Raw genomic sequence first — 18,217 nt, 5'->3', positions numbered from 1 at the left:
CAGATGGTAAAGGCAGTCCTGCTCGACCGGCTCTGGGCTCGTATGAACGAGCGCGGCGACTTTCCCATGCTGTCGCAATCGCTGCGCACGACCGTCGCGGCCATGACCAACGACGACTACGACTTCACCGCGCTCGTGAAGGTCGTGCTCTCGGACTTCGCGCTCACACAGAAGGTGCTGCGGCTCGCCAACTCCGCCATGTACCTGGCCTTCGGCGGCAACATCACGACTGTCACGCGCGCGCTGATGGTGCTCGGCATGGACGCGGTCGGCCATCTCGTGGTGGGCCTGAAAATCGTCGACCACTTCCATCACAGCGCGCCGCGCCGCATCGATGCCAAGCTCGAACTGAACCGCACGATGCTCTCGGGCTGCATCGCCCGCAAGCTCACCGAGCGCGGCGACCTGCGCGCGGGCGAAGAGGCCGTGGTCTGCACGCTGATGCGCCAGGTGGGCAAGCTACTCGTGGTGTTCTATCTCGAACCCGAGTGGGACCAGATCCGCCGCGAATGCGAGCGAGGCACAGCCGAGGACGATGCCTGCATCGACGTGCTCGGCGTGAGCTTCACCGAGATCGGCCAGGATGCGGCCACGCGCTGGCGCCTGCCCACGGCGATTCGCGAAGGCATGGGCGAATACGATCCGGCAGACAGCGAGCCGCGCCAGGTGCAATGGCTGCGCGCCATCACGAACTATTCGACCGAGGTGGCGCGCGTGCTCACTACGGCGAGCTTCACCGACGAAGCGCGCGAAGAGCATATTGACGAGCTTGCGCGGCACTATGGCCGCGCGCTCAATACCGAGCCGGAAACGCTCGTGCAGATGAGCCTCGCGCTCGCCCGCGAAGAAGCCGACGACGGCGTGATGCGCGAGATCGTCGAGCTGCGCGCGAACGCCGACGCCATCGCGCGCGAGTCGCTCGACCCCGAAGCGCGCATCGCGGCGGGCGTGCAAGACCTGCGCGCGCTGCCACCCGGGAGCCCGCTCGCCACGGCGCTCACGCTCGCCACCGAAACCGTGCTGGCCGGTCTTGGCTTCGCACGCACGATCGTGTTCGTGCGGCGCGGCGCGAACATGTTCGAGGCGCAGCGCGGCTTCGGCCCGCAAGTCGAGGGCAATCTGGACCAGCTCTCGTTCAGCGCGGCGTTCCAGCCCGACGTGTTCCATCTCGCGATTGCAAACTCGGTGGGCATCTTCATCGAAAATGCACGCGATCCGAAAATGCTCGCGCGTCTGCCGGCGTGGTATCGCGCCCGCCTCGACGACGCGCGCGCGTTCGTGCTGCTGCCGGTGGCCCACGCGGGCGAGCCGCCCGTGGCGCTACTCTATGGAGACTGGCTGCTGAGCCAGGAGCCGCGCCGCATCTCGCAGAAGGAAATGAGCGCGTTGAACGAGCTCGCGCACGAGCTTGCACGGTTTTTCGCGGCGAGTCCGGTGAAGGCGTAAGGCGCTTTCGGCGCGCCTCGCCGGAACCTCAGTCTTCGATCCGCTCCAGCCCTTCGGCCTCGGCGTTGCGCTCGGCCATGCCGGCCCACTCCGCCGCCGCGAGCGCGAGCGCCGCCAGCGCGCCCGCGTCGAGTGGCGCGAGCGTGGCGCACGCCGCATCCACGGCTGCCCAGTCGGCGCACTCGAGCGCCTCGCTCACGCCAAGCAACCGGCCCAGCACGCCTTCGCGGCGCGCGATGGCCGCGCGGATCGGCTTGGCGAGCCTGAGCACTTCGAGCGTCTGGTCGAGCGGCCCGCCGAACACGGCGTCGACGAACGAGAACACCCCCACCAGAAACGCCGCGTCTTCCTCCGCGGGCCCGGCTTCGGGCAGCAACGCAGCGGCAAGCTCCATGAAGCGCGCGCGCGTGGCGACGAGTTGTAGCAGCGGGTCGTCTTCCAGCGAGATCTTGCGCCCGTCCGCGTACAGCAACAGTTGCGTCCAGCGCGCGATACGGTTGGTGCCGGTCGCGTTGATCGCTTCGCGCAGTGTCGTCACCTTGCGCCCGAGGCTGAAGCTGCTCGAGTTCGCGAGCCGCATCAGATGCATCACGAGGACAGGATTGAGCTTCAGCTCCGCTTCGAGCTGCATCACGGTGGGCTCCGAGGCCAGCAATTGCAGCAGGCTCAGCAGCGCCTGGCGCGGTGCACTCGCACGGCGCGCCCCGCCCTGAGGTTTGGCGAAGTAATAGCCCTGGAAACGGTCGAAGCCCAGCGCATGAGCGCGTTCGTATTCGGCTGGCGTCTCGATGCCGAGCGCCACGAGAATCTTGCCCGCCGCCTTGAGCACGCTCGCGAATTTCGGCAGCAGCGCGGGCGCGACGCCGCGCGGATCGAGCTTGACGGCGTCCGCGTAGGGCAGCAGCTTCGCGAACGCGTCGTCGGCCTGCGTAACATGGTCGAGCGCGAAGCGATAGCGCCTGGCGTGCAGCTTGACGAGCTGCGCGATCAGTTCGGGATCGGCGCCGATGCCGGGCGGCAGCTCCAGGATCACACGATCGGCGGGCAGCCGCAGCAGCACATCGTCGAACAGTAGCTCGCGTGTCACGTCGAGCCAGGCCGGATGGCCGGTCAACGCGGCGCGCAGCGTGGGCGCGCCGAACGCTTCGATCAGCGCCCTGTTTTGCGCCGCGCTCTGCGCCCCGGCCCGCACCGCGCCGTCATCCGGCAGTGCGTCGCCCTCGTGCGCTTCGGTGTGTGCTTCAGCGTGCGCTTCGGTGTGCACTTCGGCGGATTCCGCGAAGCCGTCGCGCGCAACGACACGCGGCAGCGTCTCGAACGCGCAAAGCACGCCGTCACGATCGAGCAATGGCTCGCGCGCGAAATAAACCTGCCACGGGTCAGGCGACGATTCGGCCGTGGTTTGCGGCGTGGTTTGCGCCAGTCGATGGCTGCCTTCGACGCCGGCCATGTGCGGCCGGTCTGTGGCATTGAAGCTCATGAATCCCCCGCGAAGCGCCGCGCTTTGCCCGGCGCCTGGTCGTATGGTCTGTTCCTGCTTGTTCTGGGTGCCAGTACTGCCACCGCGCGGCCACGGCAGCGTTTTCTTGCTCTTGCGATTCTAGCCTGGCCCATATGCCGCGCATATGAAGCCCGCGGCTGGTTGAAATAAAAAATGCCGGCCAGGGCTTTGCCTGGCCGGCATTCGCGGCGGGACCAAGCCCGCCCCTTGCGCTCGAATGCTCGAACGCTCAAGCGCCTGCGCGCTTTACTTGAGCACCACCTTCACATCGAAGTACTTCGCGGCGATACGGTCGATCGTGCCGTCGGCCTTCAGCTCCTTGAGCGCGCCGTTGAGCGCGGCCTTCAGCGCCGCGTCGTTCTTGCGCACGCCGTAGCCCACGCCCTCGCCGAGCAGCTTCGCGTCGACGATCTTCGGTCCCGCGAAGGCGAAGCCCGCGCCCTGCGGCTTGTTCAGGAAGCCCTTCGATGCGGCCTCGGCATCCTGGAAGGCGGCGTCCAGACGCCCCGAGGCGAGGTCGGCGTAGATCTGGTCCTGGGTCTGATACGGCACGACGTCGACGCCGGCGGGCGACCACTTGGCCTTCGCATAGGTTTCCTGGATCGTGCCCTGGAGCACGCCCACGTGCTTGCCCTTGAGCGACTCGGGCGTGGGCAGCAGCGGGCTGCCCTTCTTCGCGATCATCTGGTTGGGGATCGCGTAGATCGGATCGGTGAAGTCGACGGCCTGGCGGCGCTGATCCGTGATCGTCATGTCCGAGTTGATGGCGCTGAACTTGCGCGCCTGCAGTGCCGGAATCAGGCCGTCGAACGAGTTCTCCACCCACATGCACTTCGCCTTGAGCTTCGCGCAGACGGCATTGCCCACGTCGATGTCGAAGCCCTGCAGCTCGCCGCTCGGCGACTTCGATTCGAACGGCGCGTACGACGCCTCGACGCCGAAGCGGATTTCCTTGATGTCGGCGGCCTGGGCAGCGCCTGCGGCCATGGTGAAGGCCGCGCAGAGCGTGAAGGTGGCCAGCTTGTTCCAGTTCATGTTCATCTATGTCTCATTTCAGTCGAATTGCAGCGCGCTTCAGTTTATTGGGGGCGCGCTTCGGGGGCAGGATCGCTGCGCCAAGAAGGCGGCTCGAACGGACGCATCGCCTATGATGCGCCGCAGCAACCGCAGGGCCGCGATTGTACCGCGACCGGCCCAGGCGGCCGGGAACGCGTTCCGGCGGGACTTTCGCAGGGATTCAGCACGATTCGGCGCAGCACGGCTCACGCTCAGGCAAGCGAAGCCAGCGTTTCGGCGGTGGTATCGACGACGAGCAGGCCCGCGCGCAAGCCAGGCTTCACGGTGGGATTCGGAAACACGATGCGCTCCTCGTCGTGCGCGACGACGTAGCGATACGCGCCGTCCTCCGCCAGCACCGTGCCGCGCGCGAATGGCGTGAAGTTCGCCACGTCGGCGGCGACGTGCAGCGCGAACGCGTCGCTCTGCTTCGTGATCTGGCCGATCACCGTGAAGACGCGCGGCATTGGCGCATCGTGCGTCGCCTGCGCGCCCGAAACGAGCCTGCGCGCCGCCGCGTCGGCCTGCGCAAAACGCGCAAGATCGTTCTGCCCGAACGGCCGCACCTTGCCGAGTTCGAGCGTGCACGCGCTGGCGCCGCACGCATCGGCGGTAAACGACGAATACGTCGCGCCCTTCTCCGTATGGATCAGGACGGCCGCGATGCTCGCGTCGGCGAGCCAGTCGAACATCGCGCGCGTGGGCGCGTCGCCGGTATAAGGCAGCAGCGCGAACTGCTCGAACGCCGAGGCGCGAATCGCCGTGTGCATGTCGAGGTGCCAGCGCACGCCGGGCTCGGCGGGCGCATCGGCAAAGAAGCGCTGCGCCGCCGTTTCCAGCGCGACGGCGCGCGGCGCCTCGCGGCTTTGCGGCACGCGCGCGTGACGGCCGCCGAACAGGCGGTTGAGGTCGTCGTCTTCGTAGCGCGTGGCGGCGCGCATCGCGGCCACGTTGCCGAGCACGACCAGCAAACGGCAGGCGAGCGCGAGGTGCCCCGCCGCCAGATCGGCCACCATCTGCGAAAGCAGTTCGATGGGCGCGGTCTCGTCGCCATGCACGCCTGCGGAGAGCAGCACGCTCTTGAGCGTCTCGCCGCGTGCGCTGCCCGTATGCACGGGCTCGAATTGCAGCACGCCTTCGTCGAGCCATTGCCAGCGCACCGCGCCGTAAGCGCAGGTGCCCGCCGCTTGCGCGGCGCTCGCGGGCCGCGCGCCTGCCAGTGTCGAGGCCAGGAAATCGGCGAGGCAATCGGGCGTGGCCGCCCCCGCCGGATGTTGCGAGCGGACCGGCTCAGCGCTGGAAGTCATAGAGCGACCCCAAGCTGAGAATCTGCGTGAGCTCGTCGAGCGCCGTGCGCGACTCCACCAGCAGCGCCGGATCGGCAAGATCCTGGGGCGCGAGGCGGTCGCGATAGTGCTTTTCGATCCATGCGTCGAGGCGTCCGAACAGCGCGTCGTTCATCCACACGCCCGGCGCCACCGCCGCGCGCTCGGCCTCGCTCAGCACCACGCGCAGGCGCAGGCACGCGGGGCCGCCGCCGTTCTTCATGCTCTCGCGCAGGTCGAACACGAGCACCTCGTCGATGGGGCCGCTCTTCGCGGCCAGTTCGTCGAGATAGACCGCCACGCGCGGATTCTCGCGGCATTCCTGCGGCACGACGAGAATCTGCTTGCCGTCCGCGCGGCTCAGCAACTGGCTGTTGAAGAGATACGACGAGACCGCATCGGCCACGCTCACCTGCGCGTCGGGCACTTCGATCACGTCGAACGGCGCGCCGTGCGCCCCGAGCTTCCTGCGTAGTTCGTCGTAGACGTGCTTCTGGTCGACGAACGCACGCTCGTGGCAGAACAGCGTGCTACGGTTGCCCACGGCGATCACGTCGTTATGGAACACACCGGCGTCGATCACTTCGGGAGTCTGCTGCGCGAACACGGTCGTTTCGTCGGTGAGACCGTGGCGCTGCGCGATCGCGCGGCTCGCCTCGAAAGTCTGGCGTGCGGGGAAGCGCTTGGGCTCCGGTCCGCGACGGTACTCGCTGCGGCCGTAGACGAAAAACTCCACGCCGCGCTCGCCATATTGCGCGCAAAAACGCGTGTGGTTCGCCGCGCCCTCGTCGCCGAGCGCAGGCGTGCCCGGCAGCGCGTCGTGCACCACGAAGTGCGACGGGTCCGCGAAGATCGCACCGAGCGTGCGGCGCGTGGACTCGTGCTCGATCGCGCGATGCAGCTTGCTGCACAGGTTCGCGGGCGTGAAGTGCACGCGGCGCTCGGGCGTGTCCGCCGAGGGGCTCACGGTGGCCGCGTTCGCGGTCCACATCGCCGAGGCCGAGCTGGCTGCCGCGAGCAGTTCGGGCGCGTCCTTCGCGGCGCGCGCGATAGCGTCAGCGTCCTTGCCCGTGAAGCCCAGCTCGCGCAAGAGCCGCATCGAGGGTCGCTCCTGCGGCGGCAGCACGCCCTGCGCGAAGCCGAGGTCGGCGAGGCGCTTCATCTTGCGCAAGCCCTGCTGCGCGGCGGCGCGCGGGTTGGCGACCGACTTCTCGTTGTTCTGCGAAGCGACGTTGCCGAACGAGAGTCCGGCGTAGTTATGGGTGGGGCCGACGAGGCCGTCGAAGTTGGCCTCCAGGGTCCCCGCCAGTGCCGTGGCGGGCGCCTTTGCGATATGGGTCATCGTCCGATCCTCAGAATTGAAGGCCCGGCGAGACGCTCGCGGGCATGGTCAGTTGTGCGCTCTCGACCGAAGCCATCGGCCAGGCGCAGTAGTCGGCAGCGTAGAACGCGCTCGGACGGTGGTTGCCCGAGCGGCCCGGGCCGCCGAAGGGCGCGCCGCTCGACGCGCCGTTGGTCGGGCGGTTCCAGTTCACGATGCCCGCGCGAATCTCGCGCGAGAAGCGCTGCCAGAGCGCGGAGTCGTCGGCGAGCAGGCCCGCCGAGAGACCGTAGGCCGTGTTGTTGGCCTGCGCGATGGCGTCGTCGAAACCGGCGTAGCGGATGATTTGCGCGAGCGGACCGAAGTGCTCTTCGTCGGGCAAGTCGGCCACGTTCGTCACGTCGAGAATGCCCGGCGTGACGAGGCCGAGCGCGGGGTCGCGCTGCTCCATGCGCAACAGCGCCTTCGCGCCGCGTTCGAGCAATTGAGCCTGCGCGTCGATCAGCTTCGCCGCCGCGCGCGCCGAGATCACGGCGCCCATGAACGGCTGCGGTTCGGCGTTGTATTCGCCCACCGCGATGCGCGAGGACACTTCGACAAAGCGTTCGATGAAGCGGTCGCCGAACGCGCCGGCCGGCACGAGAATACGGCGCGCGCAAGTGCAGCGCTGCCCCGCCGAGAGAAACGCCGACTGGATCGCGTGATGCACGGCGGCGTCGAGGTCTTCCACGGGCGCGACGACGAGCGGATTGTTGCCGCCCATCTCCAGCGCGAGCACGATTTCGGGACGCCCGCCGAACTGGCGATGCAGCAGCGTGCCCGTGTCCGAACTGCCCGTGAAGAAGAGTCCGTCGATCTGGCGATGATTCGCGAGCGCAATGCCGGTGTCGCGCTCGCCTTGCACGAGATTGATCACGCCCGCGGGCAAGCCCGCCTCGCGCCAGATCTCGACCGTTGCGCGCGCAACGTCCGGCGCAAGCTCCGAAGGCTTGAACACGACCGCGTTGCCCGCGATCAGCGCCGGCACGATGTGCCCATTGGGCAAATGGCCCGGGAAGTTATACGGTCCGAACACGGCCACCACGCCGTGCGGGCGATGGCGCAGCACGGCCACGCCGTCGGCCATTTCGCTGCGCTTTTCTCCGGTGCGCTCGCCGTAGGCCGTGATCGAGATGGCAACCTTCGCGGCCATCGCTGCGGCCTCGGTGCGCGCTTCCCAGAGCGGCTTGCCGGTCTCGCGGCCGATTGCCTGCGCGAGTTGCTCCTTGCGTTCGGTGACAAGCGCCGCGAAGCGCTTGACGATCTCGCAGCGCGTCTCGAACGGCGTCTGCGACCACGCGACGAATGCGCGGCGCGCGGCGCTCACGGCACGGTCCACGTCCTCGGCGCTCGCGGCGTTGCCGCTCCACACGGTCTCGCCCGTGCCCGGATTGCGCGAAGCGAATGCGGGGCCGCTAGCCGCGCACCATTGCCCATCGATGAAAAGCTCGTTCATGGTGATCCCTGTTTTTTAGCGTGGCTTGCAGGCCCCGCCCTTAACCTTGCCGCGGCTTGTGCGTCGCGCCCAGCACGCGCACCGGCTCGCCCTCTGCGACGTTCAGCGCCGCGGCTTCCTGCGCGCTCAGCGTGAACGCGCCGTCCTGCACGACGCCCGGGGCGAAGCCCACGCGGAAGTCGGTCAGCGACGTGTTCGATACGAGCGAGCGCACGCCCTCGTCGGCTGCCTGCGCCGCACCAATGCGAACCGGCACCACCACGCTCTCGCGCACCGTTCGCAAGTCGGCGGTATGGCATTCGAGCACGGGGCCCGCGTCGAAGATATCGACGTGATTCTCGTAGCGCAGCCCTTCGGCTTCGAGCATGCGGCGTGCCGGCACCGTGTCCGCGTGCGTGAGGCCCACGCAGGCCTGCGCTTCCTCGGGCAGCAACTCGACATACACCGGGAAACGCGGCATCAACTCAGCGAGAAACGCCTTGCGGCCGTGCGAACTCAGGTAATCAGCCGCGTTGAAGTCGATTTGATAGAAGTGCGAACCGACTGCACGCCAGAACGGCGAGGTGCCTTCCGCATCGAAGTGCCCGCGCAATTCGGCACAGAGGCGCTCCGGAAAGCGCTCGCGGAACTGCGCGATGAACATGAAGCGCGAACGCGACAGCAGGCCGCCCATGCCGCCCGTGCGATAGCGCGGCGAGAGGAACAGCGAGCACACCTCGGCGTAGCCCGTGAGGTCGTGCGAGATGTTCAGCGCGCGCATGCGCGTCCAGATGCCGAGGTCCTGACTCGCGTGCACGACCGTGCTCACGCGATAGTTGTAGAACGGCTGCTGCAGGCCCACCGCCGTTTCGATGCCGCACACGCCGGCCACGTCGCCGGTCGCGGTGTCTTCCATCACGAAGAAGTAACCCGCTTCGCTCTGCTCCGCCTCGTCCGCCAGCGTGCGGCGCGTGCGCTCGATGCGCGCCGCGAGCGCATCGCGGTCGGGCTTGAAGGTCGTGAGACCAGGGCCGGTTTCCTGGGCGAGCGCGACGAGCGCGTCCACATCGCCCGTCTGCACGACGCGTACTACGATCATTGCGCTTCTCCCTTCGACTGTCCCATCGCTTTTCCCACCGACTCGTCCTCGTTTTGCGGACCGTCCTCGCTCTGGCGATACAGCGGCGCGCAGCGCACCGGCTCGCCATCCTGCACGTTGAGCGCCGCCCGCGTGGCCGCGTCGAGCGGCGCGGCGGCCGGCACGCCGTGGCGGGCGGCTGCTCCCGTCGCCGCTTGCGCAACCGCTTGTGCACTTTCAGGCAGCGTCGCCAGCGCGCAGCGGAACTCGCCGCCATGCTGGCTCGCGACGAGATACTTCGCGCCCGGGGCCGCGCCAGCGCTCTCGCGCACCGTGCGCATCTGATTGCCCTCGACCGAGGACGTGCGGTCCATCTGCGCGGTCATCACCGGGCCCGCGTCGAAGATATCGACGTAGCGGTCCGTCTCGAAGCCCTCTTCCAGATGGATCTCATAGGCGAGCAAGGCGCTCGTGTCGGGCTCGCCCAGCACGCGCTGCGCGGCTTCGGGCAATAGCGGCACATAAAGCGGATACGCGGGCATCACCTCGGCGATGAAGGTGCGGCTGCGGCCGCCCGAAACCATTTCGATGTCCTTGAAATCGCGGCCGAAGAACTTGCGTCCCACCGCCTCCCAGAACGGCGAGACGCCTGCGTCGTCGGTCACGCCGAGCAGCAGCGAGAACACCTCGGGCGTGAAGCGGCGCCGGTTCATCGCGATGTACATCATGCGGGCGCGCGACATCAGATGCGCGGCCGCATCGCCGCGCAGCGACGGATCGATATAGAAGCCCGCGAGCCGGCTCTTGCCCGTGAGCTCGTGAGACATGGTGAGCGCGTGAATCTTGCGGTTCACATGCAGCTCGCGCGAGGCGTGAATCAGCGCGTCGTTGCGGAATGCGTAGAACGGCTCCGAATAGCCCGCCGCCGCGACGATGCTCGAGGTGCCGACGAGCTTGCCCGTCGCCGAGTCTTCGAGCACGAAAAGATAGAACTCCTCGCCGGGGAAATCCACCTGGGCGCGAAACGAATCCTCCGAAAGCGCGATGCGCGCCTCCAGCGCCGCGCGGTCGTGCGGCAGCGAATGCAGTACGGGCTGCGCGGTGCGGGCCATATGGGCGATCGCATCGAGATCGGAGAGCCTTGCGGGGCGAACGAATAGCATCGTCGGTCCTGTGTCGTATGAGGCGCGCCGGGTTTTAGCGTGCGCCGATCACATCTTCGAAGGCCTTTTCGAGGCGCGCGAAGCCCTCGTTCAGGTCCGCTTCGGGGATGATGAGCGACGGCGCGAAACGCAGCACGTCGGGGCCCGCGATCAGCATCATCACGCCGCGGTTCGCAGCGGCCCCGTTGAAGTCCTTCGCGCGGCCCGCGAAGCGTGCGCTGAGTTCGGCGCCGATCAGGAGACCCTTGCCGCGCACTTCCTTGAATACGTCGAAGCGTTCGTTCAAATGCGCGAGCTTCGCGCGGATCGCCTCGCCGCGCGCGCGCACGCCGGCGAGCAGCGCCGGGTCGCTCACGAGCTCGACCACCTTGTCCGCGATTGCGGCGCCAAGCGGATTGCCGCCGTAAGTCGTGCCGTGCACGCCCACCTTGAAGTGCGCGGCGATGGCCTCGGTCGTGAGCATCGCGCCAATCGGGAAGCCGTTGCCGAGCGCCTTGGCCGTGGTCAGGATGTCCGGCGTCACGCCCGTGTCCTGATACGCGTAGAAGGTGCCGGTGCGGCCCACGCCCGTTTGCACTTCGTCGAAAATCAGCAGCGCGTTGTGCGCGTCGCAAGCTTCGCGCAGCGCTTTCAGGAAGGCCGGATCGGCGGGAATCACGCCGCCCTCGCCCTGCACCGGCTCGACGATCACGGCGCAGGTCTGCGCACCGATCGCGCGCTTCGCGGCTTCGATGTCGTTGTACGGCAGATGCACGATGCCCGCGGGCACGGGGCCGAAGCCTTCCGAGTACTTGGGCTGGCCGCCCACGCTCACCGTGAAGAAAGTGCGGCCATGAAACGACTGCGTGAACGAAACGATCTCGGCCTTCTGCTCGCCATGACGGTCGAACGCCACGCGGCGCGCGAGCTTGAGCGCGGCCTCGTTGGCCTCGGCGCCCGAGTTCGCGAAGAACGCGCGATCGGCGAACGTGAGTGCTTCGAGCTTGCGCGCGAGGCGCAGCACGGGCTCGTTGGTGTAGCCGTTGCCGATGTGCCAGAGCTTGCCGCCCTGCTGGTGCAGCACGCGCAGCAGTTCGGGGTTGGCGTGGCCGAGCGAGGTCACGGCGATGCCGCACGCGAAGTCGATATAGTCGCGGCCTTCGGTGTCCCAGACACGCGAGCCCTCGCCGCGGTCGGGGACGAACGGCGCGGGCGAAAAGCACGGCACCATCACTTCGTCGAAGGTTTTGCGGCTCACGGTCTGGTCGTTCATGGCGAATCCTCTTGGGCTCAAATTGGAGTTCTGGCTTGGGGGCTGCGTGCGTTTGTTGCGGCGCAGCGCCCTTTGCGGCATTAGCAGAAACAGTGTAGGCAACCGCGCCGCAATCGTCTTGCGTAACCGCGACGTGTTTTTTCGTCGGAGCCTGAATGCGGGTGCGGTTGGCGGCGATCGTGGGCGATCGGCGGCGATCGGGGACGCTCAGTCGCGCTCCGGCGGCTCCACGAGCGCGCCGGCGCGCGGCTCGGACATCGCACCGGCCGCGCCGCCGTGCTGGCGCTCGATCCAGTTACGGCGATCCTCGCGCGGCGTCACGCCGAAGCGCTCGCGATACGCGTTGGAAAAATGCGCCGCCGACGAAAACCCGCACGCGAGGCTGATCTGCACCACCGACTTGCTGGTGCGCTGCAACTGCGAGCGCGCTTTAGCAAGGCGCAGGCCCAGGTAGTACTTCGACGGCATCGCATTGAGGTACTGCCTGAACAGGCGCTCCAATTGACGGCGCGAAACGCCCACGTGGCCGGCGATCTCGTCGGTCGTGAGCGGGTCCTCGATATTCGCTTCCATCAGCATGAGCGCATCGTTCAGGCGCGGATGGCGCTCGCCGGGCGCGGTCACGAACGGAATGCGCTGACGCTCGTCGCCGCTGCGCAGCGTGCTCGCACCCATCGCATCGGCGATACGGTCCACGAGTTCGGGGCCATGCTCGCGGCCGATCATCGCAAGCATGAAATCGAGCGTGGCCTGCCCGCCCGAGCAGGTCGCGCGGTCGCGGTCGATTTCGTAGATGTGCTGCGTGACGATGGTGCGCTCGAATTGTTCGGAGAACTGCTGATAGGTTTCCCAGTTCACCGCGACGCGATAGTTCTGCAACTGCCCCGCCATCGCGAGCCACCAGATGCCGTGGTGGATGCCGGTCACGAGCGGCGTGCGTTGCCCCACGCGTGCGAGGCTCGCGAGAAAGAGCCGGTAATCGGCGAACTGCTGAAAGCGCTCGGTCACGACGATGAGCCAGTCGCACGAAAGCCCGTCGCCGAACGCGCAGTCGGCGGGCCATTGCGCGCCGCCCGCGAGCGGCACGGGCCGGCCGTTCCACGAACACATCTGCCAGCGGTAGAGCGCGCGCCCGTCGATCTCGTTGGCGAGATTCAGGGCGTCGACGATCGGGCCCACGCCCGACATCGAGACAGGCGGCAAGGCAACGATCGCGACCTGGGTCGTGCGGGACACCGCGTTTGACACGTTCTGGCGCCCCGCTTACTTGAGGCTGCCCGAGAGGAACTGGCGCAGCCGCTCGCTCTCCGGATTGCCGAGCACGTCGGCGGGCGCGCCCTCTTCTTCCGTGCGGCCCTGGTGCAGAAACATCACATGATTGGAGACGTTGCGCGCGAAACCCATTTCGTGCGTGACGACGATCATCGTGCGGCCTTCCTCAGCGAGCTTCTGCATCACCTTGAGCACTTCGCCCACGAGTTCGGGGTCGAGCGCGGAGGTGGGCTCATCGAACAGCATGACGTCGGGGTTCATCGCGAGCGCGCGCGCAATCGCCACGCGCTGCTGCTGGCCGCCCGAGAGATGCGAGGGATATTGCTTTTCCACACGCGGCGCGAGGCCCACCTTCTCCAGATACCCGCGCGCACGCTCCTCGGCTTCCTTGCGCGACACGCCCAGCACGTGAATGGGCGCTTCGATCACGTTCTCGAGCACATTCATGTGCGACCAGAGATTGAAGTGCTGGAACACCATCGCGAGCTTGGTGCGGATGCGCTGGAGCTGCTTATGATCGGCCACGTCGAGGTCGCCGTTGCGGCCCGCCTTGGTGCGCACGGACTCGCCGTCCACCACGATCTCGCCCGCGTTCGGCTTCTCGAGGAAATTGATGCAGCGCAGGAACGTGCTCTTGCCCGAGCCGCTCGCGCCAATGATGCTGATCACGTCGCCCTTCTTCGCGTCGAGCGAGACGCCCTTGAGCACTTCGTTGTCGCCGTAGCGCTTGTGGATGTCGCGCGCAATCAGCTTGCTATTCGAGGATTGCGCGGATTGCGAAAACTGCGCGGATTGCGCCGGGGTTTGCGTTTGGGTTTGCGTCGCACGCGGGGTCGTTTGCATCGTCTGAGCCAAGATGGTCTCCCAAAAATTATCGCGTACGCACGGCGAGGTGGCCGAGCCAGCGTTTCTCCGCGCGGCGGAACGCGGCCACCAGCACGAACGATACCGCACAGTAGATCAGCGCCGCGAGCCCGAACGACTCGAACGAGCGGTACGTGGCCGAGTTGGCGTCGCGCGCGACCTTGAGGATGTCGGGCACCGTCGCCGTGAACGCCACTGTCGTCGCGTGCAGCATCAGGATGACTTCGTTACTGTACAGCGGCAGCGCACGGCGCAGCGCCGAAGGCAGCACGACGCGCCAGTACATCGTGAAGGGGCTCATGCCGTAGGCGCGCGCCGCTTCTACTTCGCCGTGCGAGGTCGAGCGAATTGCGCCCGCGAAAATCTCGGTCGTATAGGCGCAGGTATTGAGCGCGAACGCGAGCACCGCGCAGTTCAGGCCGCTGCGAAAAAACGCGTCGAGCAGCGGCTCCGAGCGAATGAAGGCGAGACTGTACACGCCCGTGTAGATCAGCAGCAACTGCACGTAGAGCGGCGTGCCGCGAAACACGTAGGTATAGAAGCGCACCGGCAGCGAGAGCCAGCGCCGGCTCGACACGCGCGCGACCGCGAGCGGCACCGCGCAGCAAAAGCCGAACGCCACGGAGATCACAAGCAGCCAAAGCGTCATGGCGAGGCCGGAAACATGCTCGCCGTCCCAGTAGAGGAACGCCTGGCCGAATTGATGGAGGATTTCGTTCATCGCTTCGCTCTCTGAGGGTTCACAGTTGCGCGTGGCGCACGCCCGCCGAGTAGCGGCGTTCGAGCCAGATCAGCGCGAAATTCGAAATGGTGGTGATGGCGAGGTAGATGAGCGCCGCGACCACCAGGAAGAAGAACAGGTTGAAGGTGCTGCGGCCCGCGTCCTGGGCGGCCTTCACGACGTCGGCCAAGCCGATGATCGAGACCAGCGCCGTCGCCTTCACGAGCACCTGCCAGTTGTTGCCGATGCCCGGCAGCGCGAAACGCATCATCTGCGGAAACAGGATGCGTGCGAACACGCGCGCGCCGCTCATGCCGTAGGCGTAGCCCGCTTCGAGCTGGCCGCGCGGCACGGAGAGGAACGCGCCGCGGAACGTCTCGGTGAAATACGCGCCGTAGATGAAGCCGAGCGTGAGCACGCCGGCCACGAACGGGTCGATGTCGATCTGCGCCATGCCGAGCGCGTCGGTGGCCTCGTTCACGCCGATCTGGATGCTGTAGAAGAGCAGCAGCATCAGCACGAGATCGGGGACCGAGCGAATCAGCGTGGTGTAGGCCGTCGCGCAGGCCGCGAGCGGGCGGTGGAACGAAAGCTTCGCCGCCGCGCCCACGAGACCGAGCAGCACGGCCACGCCAAGCGAGAGCAACGAAAGTTCGATCGTCTGGATCGTACCGGCGAGCAGCACCGGGCCAAAGCCGTAGAGCATCACGCGCGTCTCCGTGAAAGTTGTTGTCGATGCCCGGGCGTTTGCCGTGGGCGCCGTTTTGAAGATGTGCGCGGATAGTCGCAGCGCAAAATGGAATGCTCAAACGCGCGCGCCGCTTATGCTGCGACGCAACATCCCGGCGCTTTGCCCGGCTGGCCGGTGTTTTCGCCCGTGCTGTCAAAGGCGCGATGATTTTGAAAGCCGAAAAAACAACGCCCCGGCAGACGGGGCGTTTTCACAAGTTTCGGGTCGCTTTTTCGATAGAAGCGACGGCGCCTGTTTCCGGCGTGCGCCGGGCGGCGGAGCGTCAGGAGATTCAGGCGCCGTGCGCCGAAAGCGAGCCTTCGCGGGCCATCGAAAGCTCGAGACGCTCCACGAGCGCGCCAAACACGAGCCCGATCGCGGTCCAGAGAATCGCCTGCATGCCAATCGCCGCGGTGCGGAACTTCCACAGCAGCACGGCCGGGAATGCGGCCGGCACTTCGTCGATGCCGGGCAGCGCGGCCTGGATCGCGCCAATCACGACGACAAACAACACGAGCGCCGCAATCGAGCCGTTCCAGCCACCCCATTTCCTGGCCAGCGCGCCGCGCACCTTGAGCGAAAACACCGTGACGGCGAGCGAGATCGCGATCATCAGGAAGAAGAGCCCGGTGCGATAGCCGATCGTTTCGTGGTCGCCGACCGAAGGCGGGTTCGCCGGATATTTGATGTTGGGCACGATGACGAGCGCCACGAACGCCGCGAGCGCGATCCACGCGCAAAGCGCGCGTGCCGAGAGACGCCCGGTGCGCCCGCGCGCATACGCGAACACGAGCGCGAAGATCCCGCCGACAGACGCGCCATAGACCATCACGCCCGCGAAGAGCCCGTAGCTCGCCTGGGTCGCGCGGCTCACGATTTCCGGCTCGGGCGCCTCGTCCTTCGCGGCATCGGCGTGTTCTTCGAGCGCGATGGCCCGGTCGACCTGGGGCTCGCCCACCACCTTGGCGAACGAGAACGTGAGCAGTCCCGCGGCGATGCCTGCGAGCATACCGCGTATCAACAGCTTGCCTACCATGTCAGCCCCCGGTCAGTGGCACGGGAAGCCGAGCAGATGGCGGCCGTCGTGGACGAATTCGTGGACGAGCATGCCCGGGAAGATCGACGTCGCGCCCTGTTCGGCACCGACGAAATACAGCGCCAGCAGCAGCATGAGACCGCCAAAGATGGCCCAGGGCAGGATCTCGCGCAGAGGAATGGGTGCGGGCGTGATGGCCGGCACAGATGACGGGTGTGCCGGATGGAATGCGGCTTCGGACATGATGACTTCTCCTGGGGTTACGCGCCCCGTTAGTCGTGCAATGGAATGGCTTCGGAATGGCTCCGGCTGTGCCCCGATACCTCACACGCGGGTCTGGCTTCCGTGGCTTCGAGAGGTCGGCGTTCGACGTTTCGAAAGCGAGCGGTTACAGTGGCGCGACCGTGCCGGACTTGCACCGGCTTCCGCGTGTCGGGGACGCTGTATTCTACGCGCCGAGCCAGCCTTGCGCGGCACGGATGCGCCCAGGGTGCGAGCGCGGCACATGCTAAATGCCTATGAACGAGCAGCAGGAGAACGGGCCGATGCCGGAAACGACCGTCTGGCTGGTGTGTCATGCGGCCGATGCCGCATTGCGGGCGGGGACGTTTCCTCGCGCACCGGGCGCGGATCATGACGAAGACGAAGCGCTCGATGCGCGCGCCATCGACGCTATCGACGCGTGGCGCGTGCACTGGCAAGCCCGGCTCACCGGCGTTGACGCAGAAGCGCCGTTCGCGCTGGCGAGCCCCGCCGCTATCGCTCGTGCGAGCGCGCGGGCGGCCGGCTTCGCGCCCGAGCACACCGATGCGCTTGCGGACGCCCACTACGGCGCATGGGCCGGCCGGCGCCTCACCGACATCGCACGCGAAGCCCCCGAAGCACTCGCGGCCTGGACGCGTGATCCGGCCTTCAAACCGCCCGGCGGCGGTGAATCGTTCGACGACGTGCGCAGGCGGGTGGCTTCGTGGCTCGGCTCCCTTTCCTGTGCGGAGAAAACCATCGTGGCATTCACGCACGCGCCAGTGATCCGCGCGGCGATTTTGCACGCGCTGAACGCCCCTTCAGCGTCGTTCCGTCAGGTGGAGATCGCACCGCTTTCAGTGACCGCGCTGCGACGCTCTCAGCAAGGCTGGGGCTGGGTTGCGGCGCGCCCATGATGCAACAGGCCTGATCGCGTATCAACGTGTTGACACATGCCTGCTCGACGAGTACGGTTGGCACGTATCTACACGTTGATACGCCGTTTGGCATACTGGCGAATAACTCAAGGAGAAGGAAAATGGCTATCCAGACCCTCAAGCGTTGGGGAAATAGCCTGGCGGTACGCATCCCGGCCAGCGCCGCTGCAAAGCTGGCGCTCACGGAAGGACAGGAGATCGAGGTGGAAGTCGAAGACGGGGCGCTTACAGTCCGCGCTCATTCAGCCATACGGCGTTTTTCCCGCGAGCGATATTTGCGGCAGTTGCACGAGAGAAAGCTCGAGCAGCACTCGCTCATCGACTTCGGCGAACCGCAGGGCTTCGAATTCGGTGGACCCGATGACCCGACGCGTTTTGACCGTTGGTGAAGGCACATGAAGAACGGAATACCCGACGCGGGCGATATTGTCTGGCTGAACGTCGGCCCGAGCATGGGCAACGAGCAGAACGGCTTCCGCCCGGCCCTCGTGGTCACAGACGCCGAATTCAACGAGCTTACGAGCCGTTTCATCGGGCTGCCCATCACCAGCGCCATTCACGGCTGGGAATCGGAAATCCCGATCAGCGGCCTGAGCAAGCCCTGCGTCGCCATGGCCGACCAGATCACCACGCTGTCTTTGACGGGGAGAGTCTGGCGCCACAGGGGAGAGGCCGCGACGGAGGAAGAACTGAGCGCGGCGAAATTCGCCATCGCCGGCATCCTGAATCTTTGACGCGAGGGGCTTCCGGGCACCTTCGGGCGACCTTCACGCACCTTCAGGCACCTGGCTCCCCCA

The 18,217-nt window shown here is 66.9% G+C and carries 18 protein-coding genes; 4 read left to right on the top strand and 14 right to left on the bottom strand.

Features of this window, described 5'->3' with window-relative positions; translation table 11 throughout:
* Window positions 1-3 precede the first annotated feature (3 nt).
* Window positions 4-1,446, top strand: coding sequence for an HDOD domain-containing protein (locus L5014_RS11675; protein ID WP_238463937.1), 1,443 nt, complete (start codon window positions 4-6; stop codon window positions 1,444-1,446).
* 28 nt (window positions 1,447-1,474) lie between these two features.
* Here the strand turns inward: L5014_RS11675 and L5014_RS11670 are convergent, their stop codons facing one another.
* From L5014_RS11670 to L5014_RS11605, 14 genes are all read right to left on the bottom strand, one after another.
* On the bottom strand, window positions 1,475-2,926 hold the full coding sequence (locus L5014_RS11670; RefSeq protein WP_238463778.1) for an EAL and HDOD domain-containing protein: 1,452 nt from the start codon (window positions 2,924-2,926) through the stop codon (window positions 1,475-1,477).
* Between the two features lie 267 nt (window positions 2,927-3,193).
* Window positions 3,194-3,988 carry an ABC transporter substrate-binding protein gene (locus tag L5014_RS11665; protein ID WP_238463777.1) on the bottom strand — a complete coding sequence of 265 codons (795 nt, stop codon included), beginning with the start codon at window positions 3,986-3,988 and terminating at the stop codon, window positions 3,194-3,196.
* A 227-nt stretch (window positions 3,989-4,215) separates the two neighbouring features.
* The gene (gene astE / locus L5014_RS11660; RefSeq protein WP_238463776.1) at window positions 4,216-5,310 is read right to left on the bottom strand and encodes a succinylglutamate desuccinylase; all 1,095 of its coding nucleotides are present in this window, start codon (window positions 5,308-5,310) and stop codon (window positions 4,216-4,218) included.
* Entirely contained in the window at window positions 5,294-6,670 is a 1,377-nt protein-coding gene (gene astB / locus L5014_RS11655) for an N-succinylarginine dihydrolase (protein ID WP_238463775.1), read from the bottom strand. Before astB ends, astE begins: the two co-directional genes overlap by 17 nt.
* Before the next feature lie 10 nt (window positions 6,671-6,680).
* On the bottom strand, window positions 6,681-8,144 hold the full coding sequence (gene astD, locus L5014_RS11650) for a succinylglutamate-semialdehyde dehydrogenase (protein WP_238463774.1): 1,464 nt from the start codon (window positions 8,142-8,144) through the stop codon (window positions 6,681-6,683).
* Between the two features lie 40 nt (window positions 8,145-8,184).
* Window positions 8,185-9,222, bottom strand: coding sequence for an arginine N-succinyltransferase (gene astA, locus L5014_RS11645; RefSeq protein ID WP_238463773.1), 1,038 nt, complete (start codon window positions 9,220-9,222; stop codon window positions 8,185-8,187).
* Window positions 9,219-10,364 (bottom strand): arginine/ornithine succinyltransferase subunit alpha, encoded by a 1,146-nt coding sequence (gene aruF / locus L5014_RS11640; protein WP_238463772.1) that lies wholly within the window; start codon window positions 10,362-10,364, stop codon window positions 9,219-9,221. Before aruF ends, astA begins: the two co-directional genes overlap by 4 nt.
* A gap of 34 nt (window positions 10,365-10,398) precedes the next feature.
* Window positions 10,399-11,616 carry an aspartate aminotransferase family protein gene (locus L5014_RS11635; protein ID WP_238463771.1) on the bottom strand — a complete coding sequence of 406 codons (1,218 nt, stop codon included), beginning with the start codon at window positions 11,614-11,616 and terminating at the stop codon, window positions 10,399-10,401.
* Window positions 11,617-11,823: 207 nt separating this feature from the next.
* On the bottom strand, window positions 11,824-12,804 hold the full coding sequence (locus tag L5014_RS11630) for a GlxA family transcriptional regulator (RefSeq protein ID WP_238463935.1): 981 nt from the start codon (window positions 12,802-12,804) through the stop codon (window positions 11,824-11,826).
* A 75-nt stretch (window positions 12,805-12,879) separates the two neighbouring features.
* The gene (locus L5014_RS11625; RefSeq protein ID WP_238463770.1) at window positions 12,880-13,731 is read right to left on the bottom strand and encodes an ABC transporter ATP-binding protein; all 852 of its coding nucleotides are present in this window, start codon (window positions 13,729-13,731) and stop codon (window positions 12,880-12,882) included.
* 28 nt (window positions 13,732-13,759) lie between these two features.
* On the bottom strand, window positions 13,760-14,473 hold the full coding sequence (locus L5014_RS11620) for an ABC transporter permease (RefSeq protein ID WP_238463769.1): 714 nt from the start codon (window positions 14,471-14,473) through the stop codon (window positions 13,760-13,762).
* Between the two features lie 19 nt (window positions 14,474-14,492).
* Window positions 14,493-15,182 (bottom strand): ABC transporter permease, encoded by a 690-nt coding sequence (locus tag L5014_RS11615; RefSeq protein WP_238463768.1) that lies wholly within the window; start codon window positions 15,180-15,182, stop codon window positions 14,493-14,495.
* 313 nt (window positions 15,183-15,495) lie between these two features.
* Entirely contained in the window at window positions 15,496-16,239 is a 744-nt protein-coding gene (locus tag L5014_RS11610) for a CbtA family protein (protein WP_238463767.1), read from the bottom strand.
* 12 nt (window positions 16,240-16,251) lie between these two features.
* Window positions 16,252-16,482, bottom strand: coding sequence for a CbtB domain-containing protein (locus L5014_RS11605; protein ID WP_238463766.1), 231 nt, complete (start codon window positions 16,480-16,482; stop codon window positions 16,252-16,254).
* Window positions 16,483-16,784: 302 nt separating this feature from the next.
* On the opposite strand from L5014_RS11605, the gene L5014_RS11600 reads away from it, so the two are divergent.
* The 3 genes from L5014_RS11600 to L5014_RS11590 all read left to right on the top strand — a co-directional run bounded on the left by L5014_RS11600 (window position 16,785) and on the right by L5014_RS11590 (window position 18,154).
* On the top strand, window positions 16,785-17,399 hold the full coding sequence (locus L5014_RS11600) for a histidine phosphatase family protein (protein ID WP_238463765.1): 615 nt from the start codon (window positions 16,785-16,787) through the stop codon (window positions 17,397-17,399).
* 122 nt (window positions 17,400-17,521) lie between these two features.
* Window positions 17,522-17,809, top strand: a complete 288-nt coding sequence (locus L5014_RS11595) for an AbrB/MazE/SpoVT family DNA-binding domain-containing protein (RefSeq protein ID WP_238463764.1) — start codon at window positions 17,522-17,524, stop codon at window positions 17,807-17,809.
* 6 nt (window positions 17,810-17,815) lie between these two features.
* A complete protein-coding gene (locus L5014_RS11590; protein WP_238463763.1) occupies window positions 17,816-18,154 on the top strand; it encodes a type II toxin-antitoxin system PemK/MazF family toxin in 339 nt (112 codons plus the stop codon).
* Window positions 18,155-18,217: the final 63 nt, after the last annotated feature.

It is taken from the genome of Paraburkholderia tagetis, assembly GCF_022213065.1.
GTDB classification, from domain to species: domain Bacteria; phylum Pseudomonadota; class Gammaproteobacteria; order Burkholderiales; family Burkholderiaceae; genus Paraburkholderia; species Paraburkholderia tagetis.
This window is presented reverse-complemented; position numbering and strand designations above follow the sequence as displayed.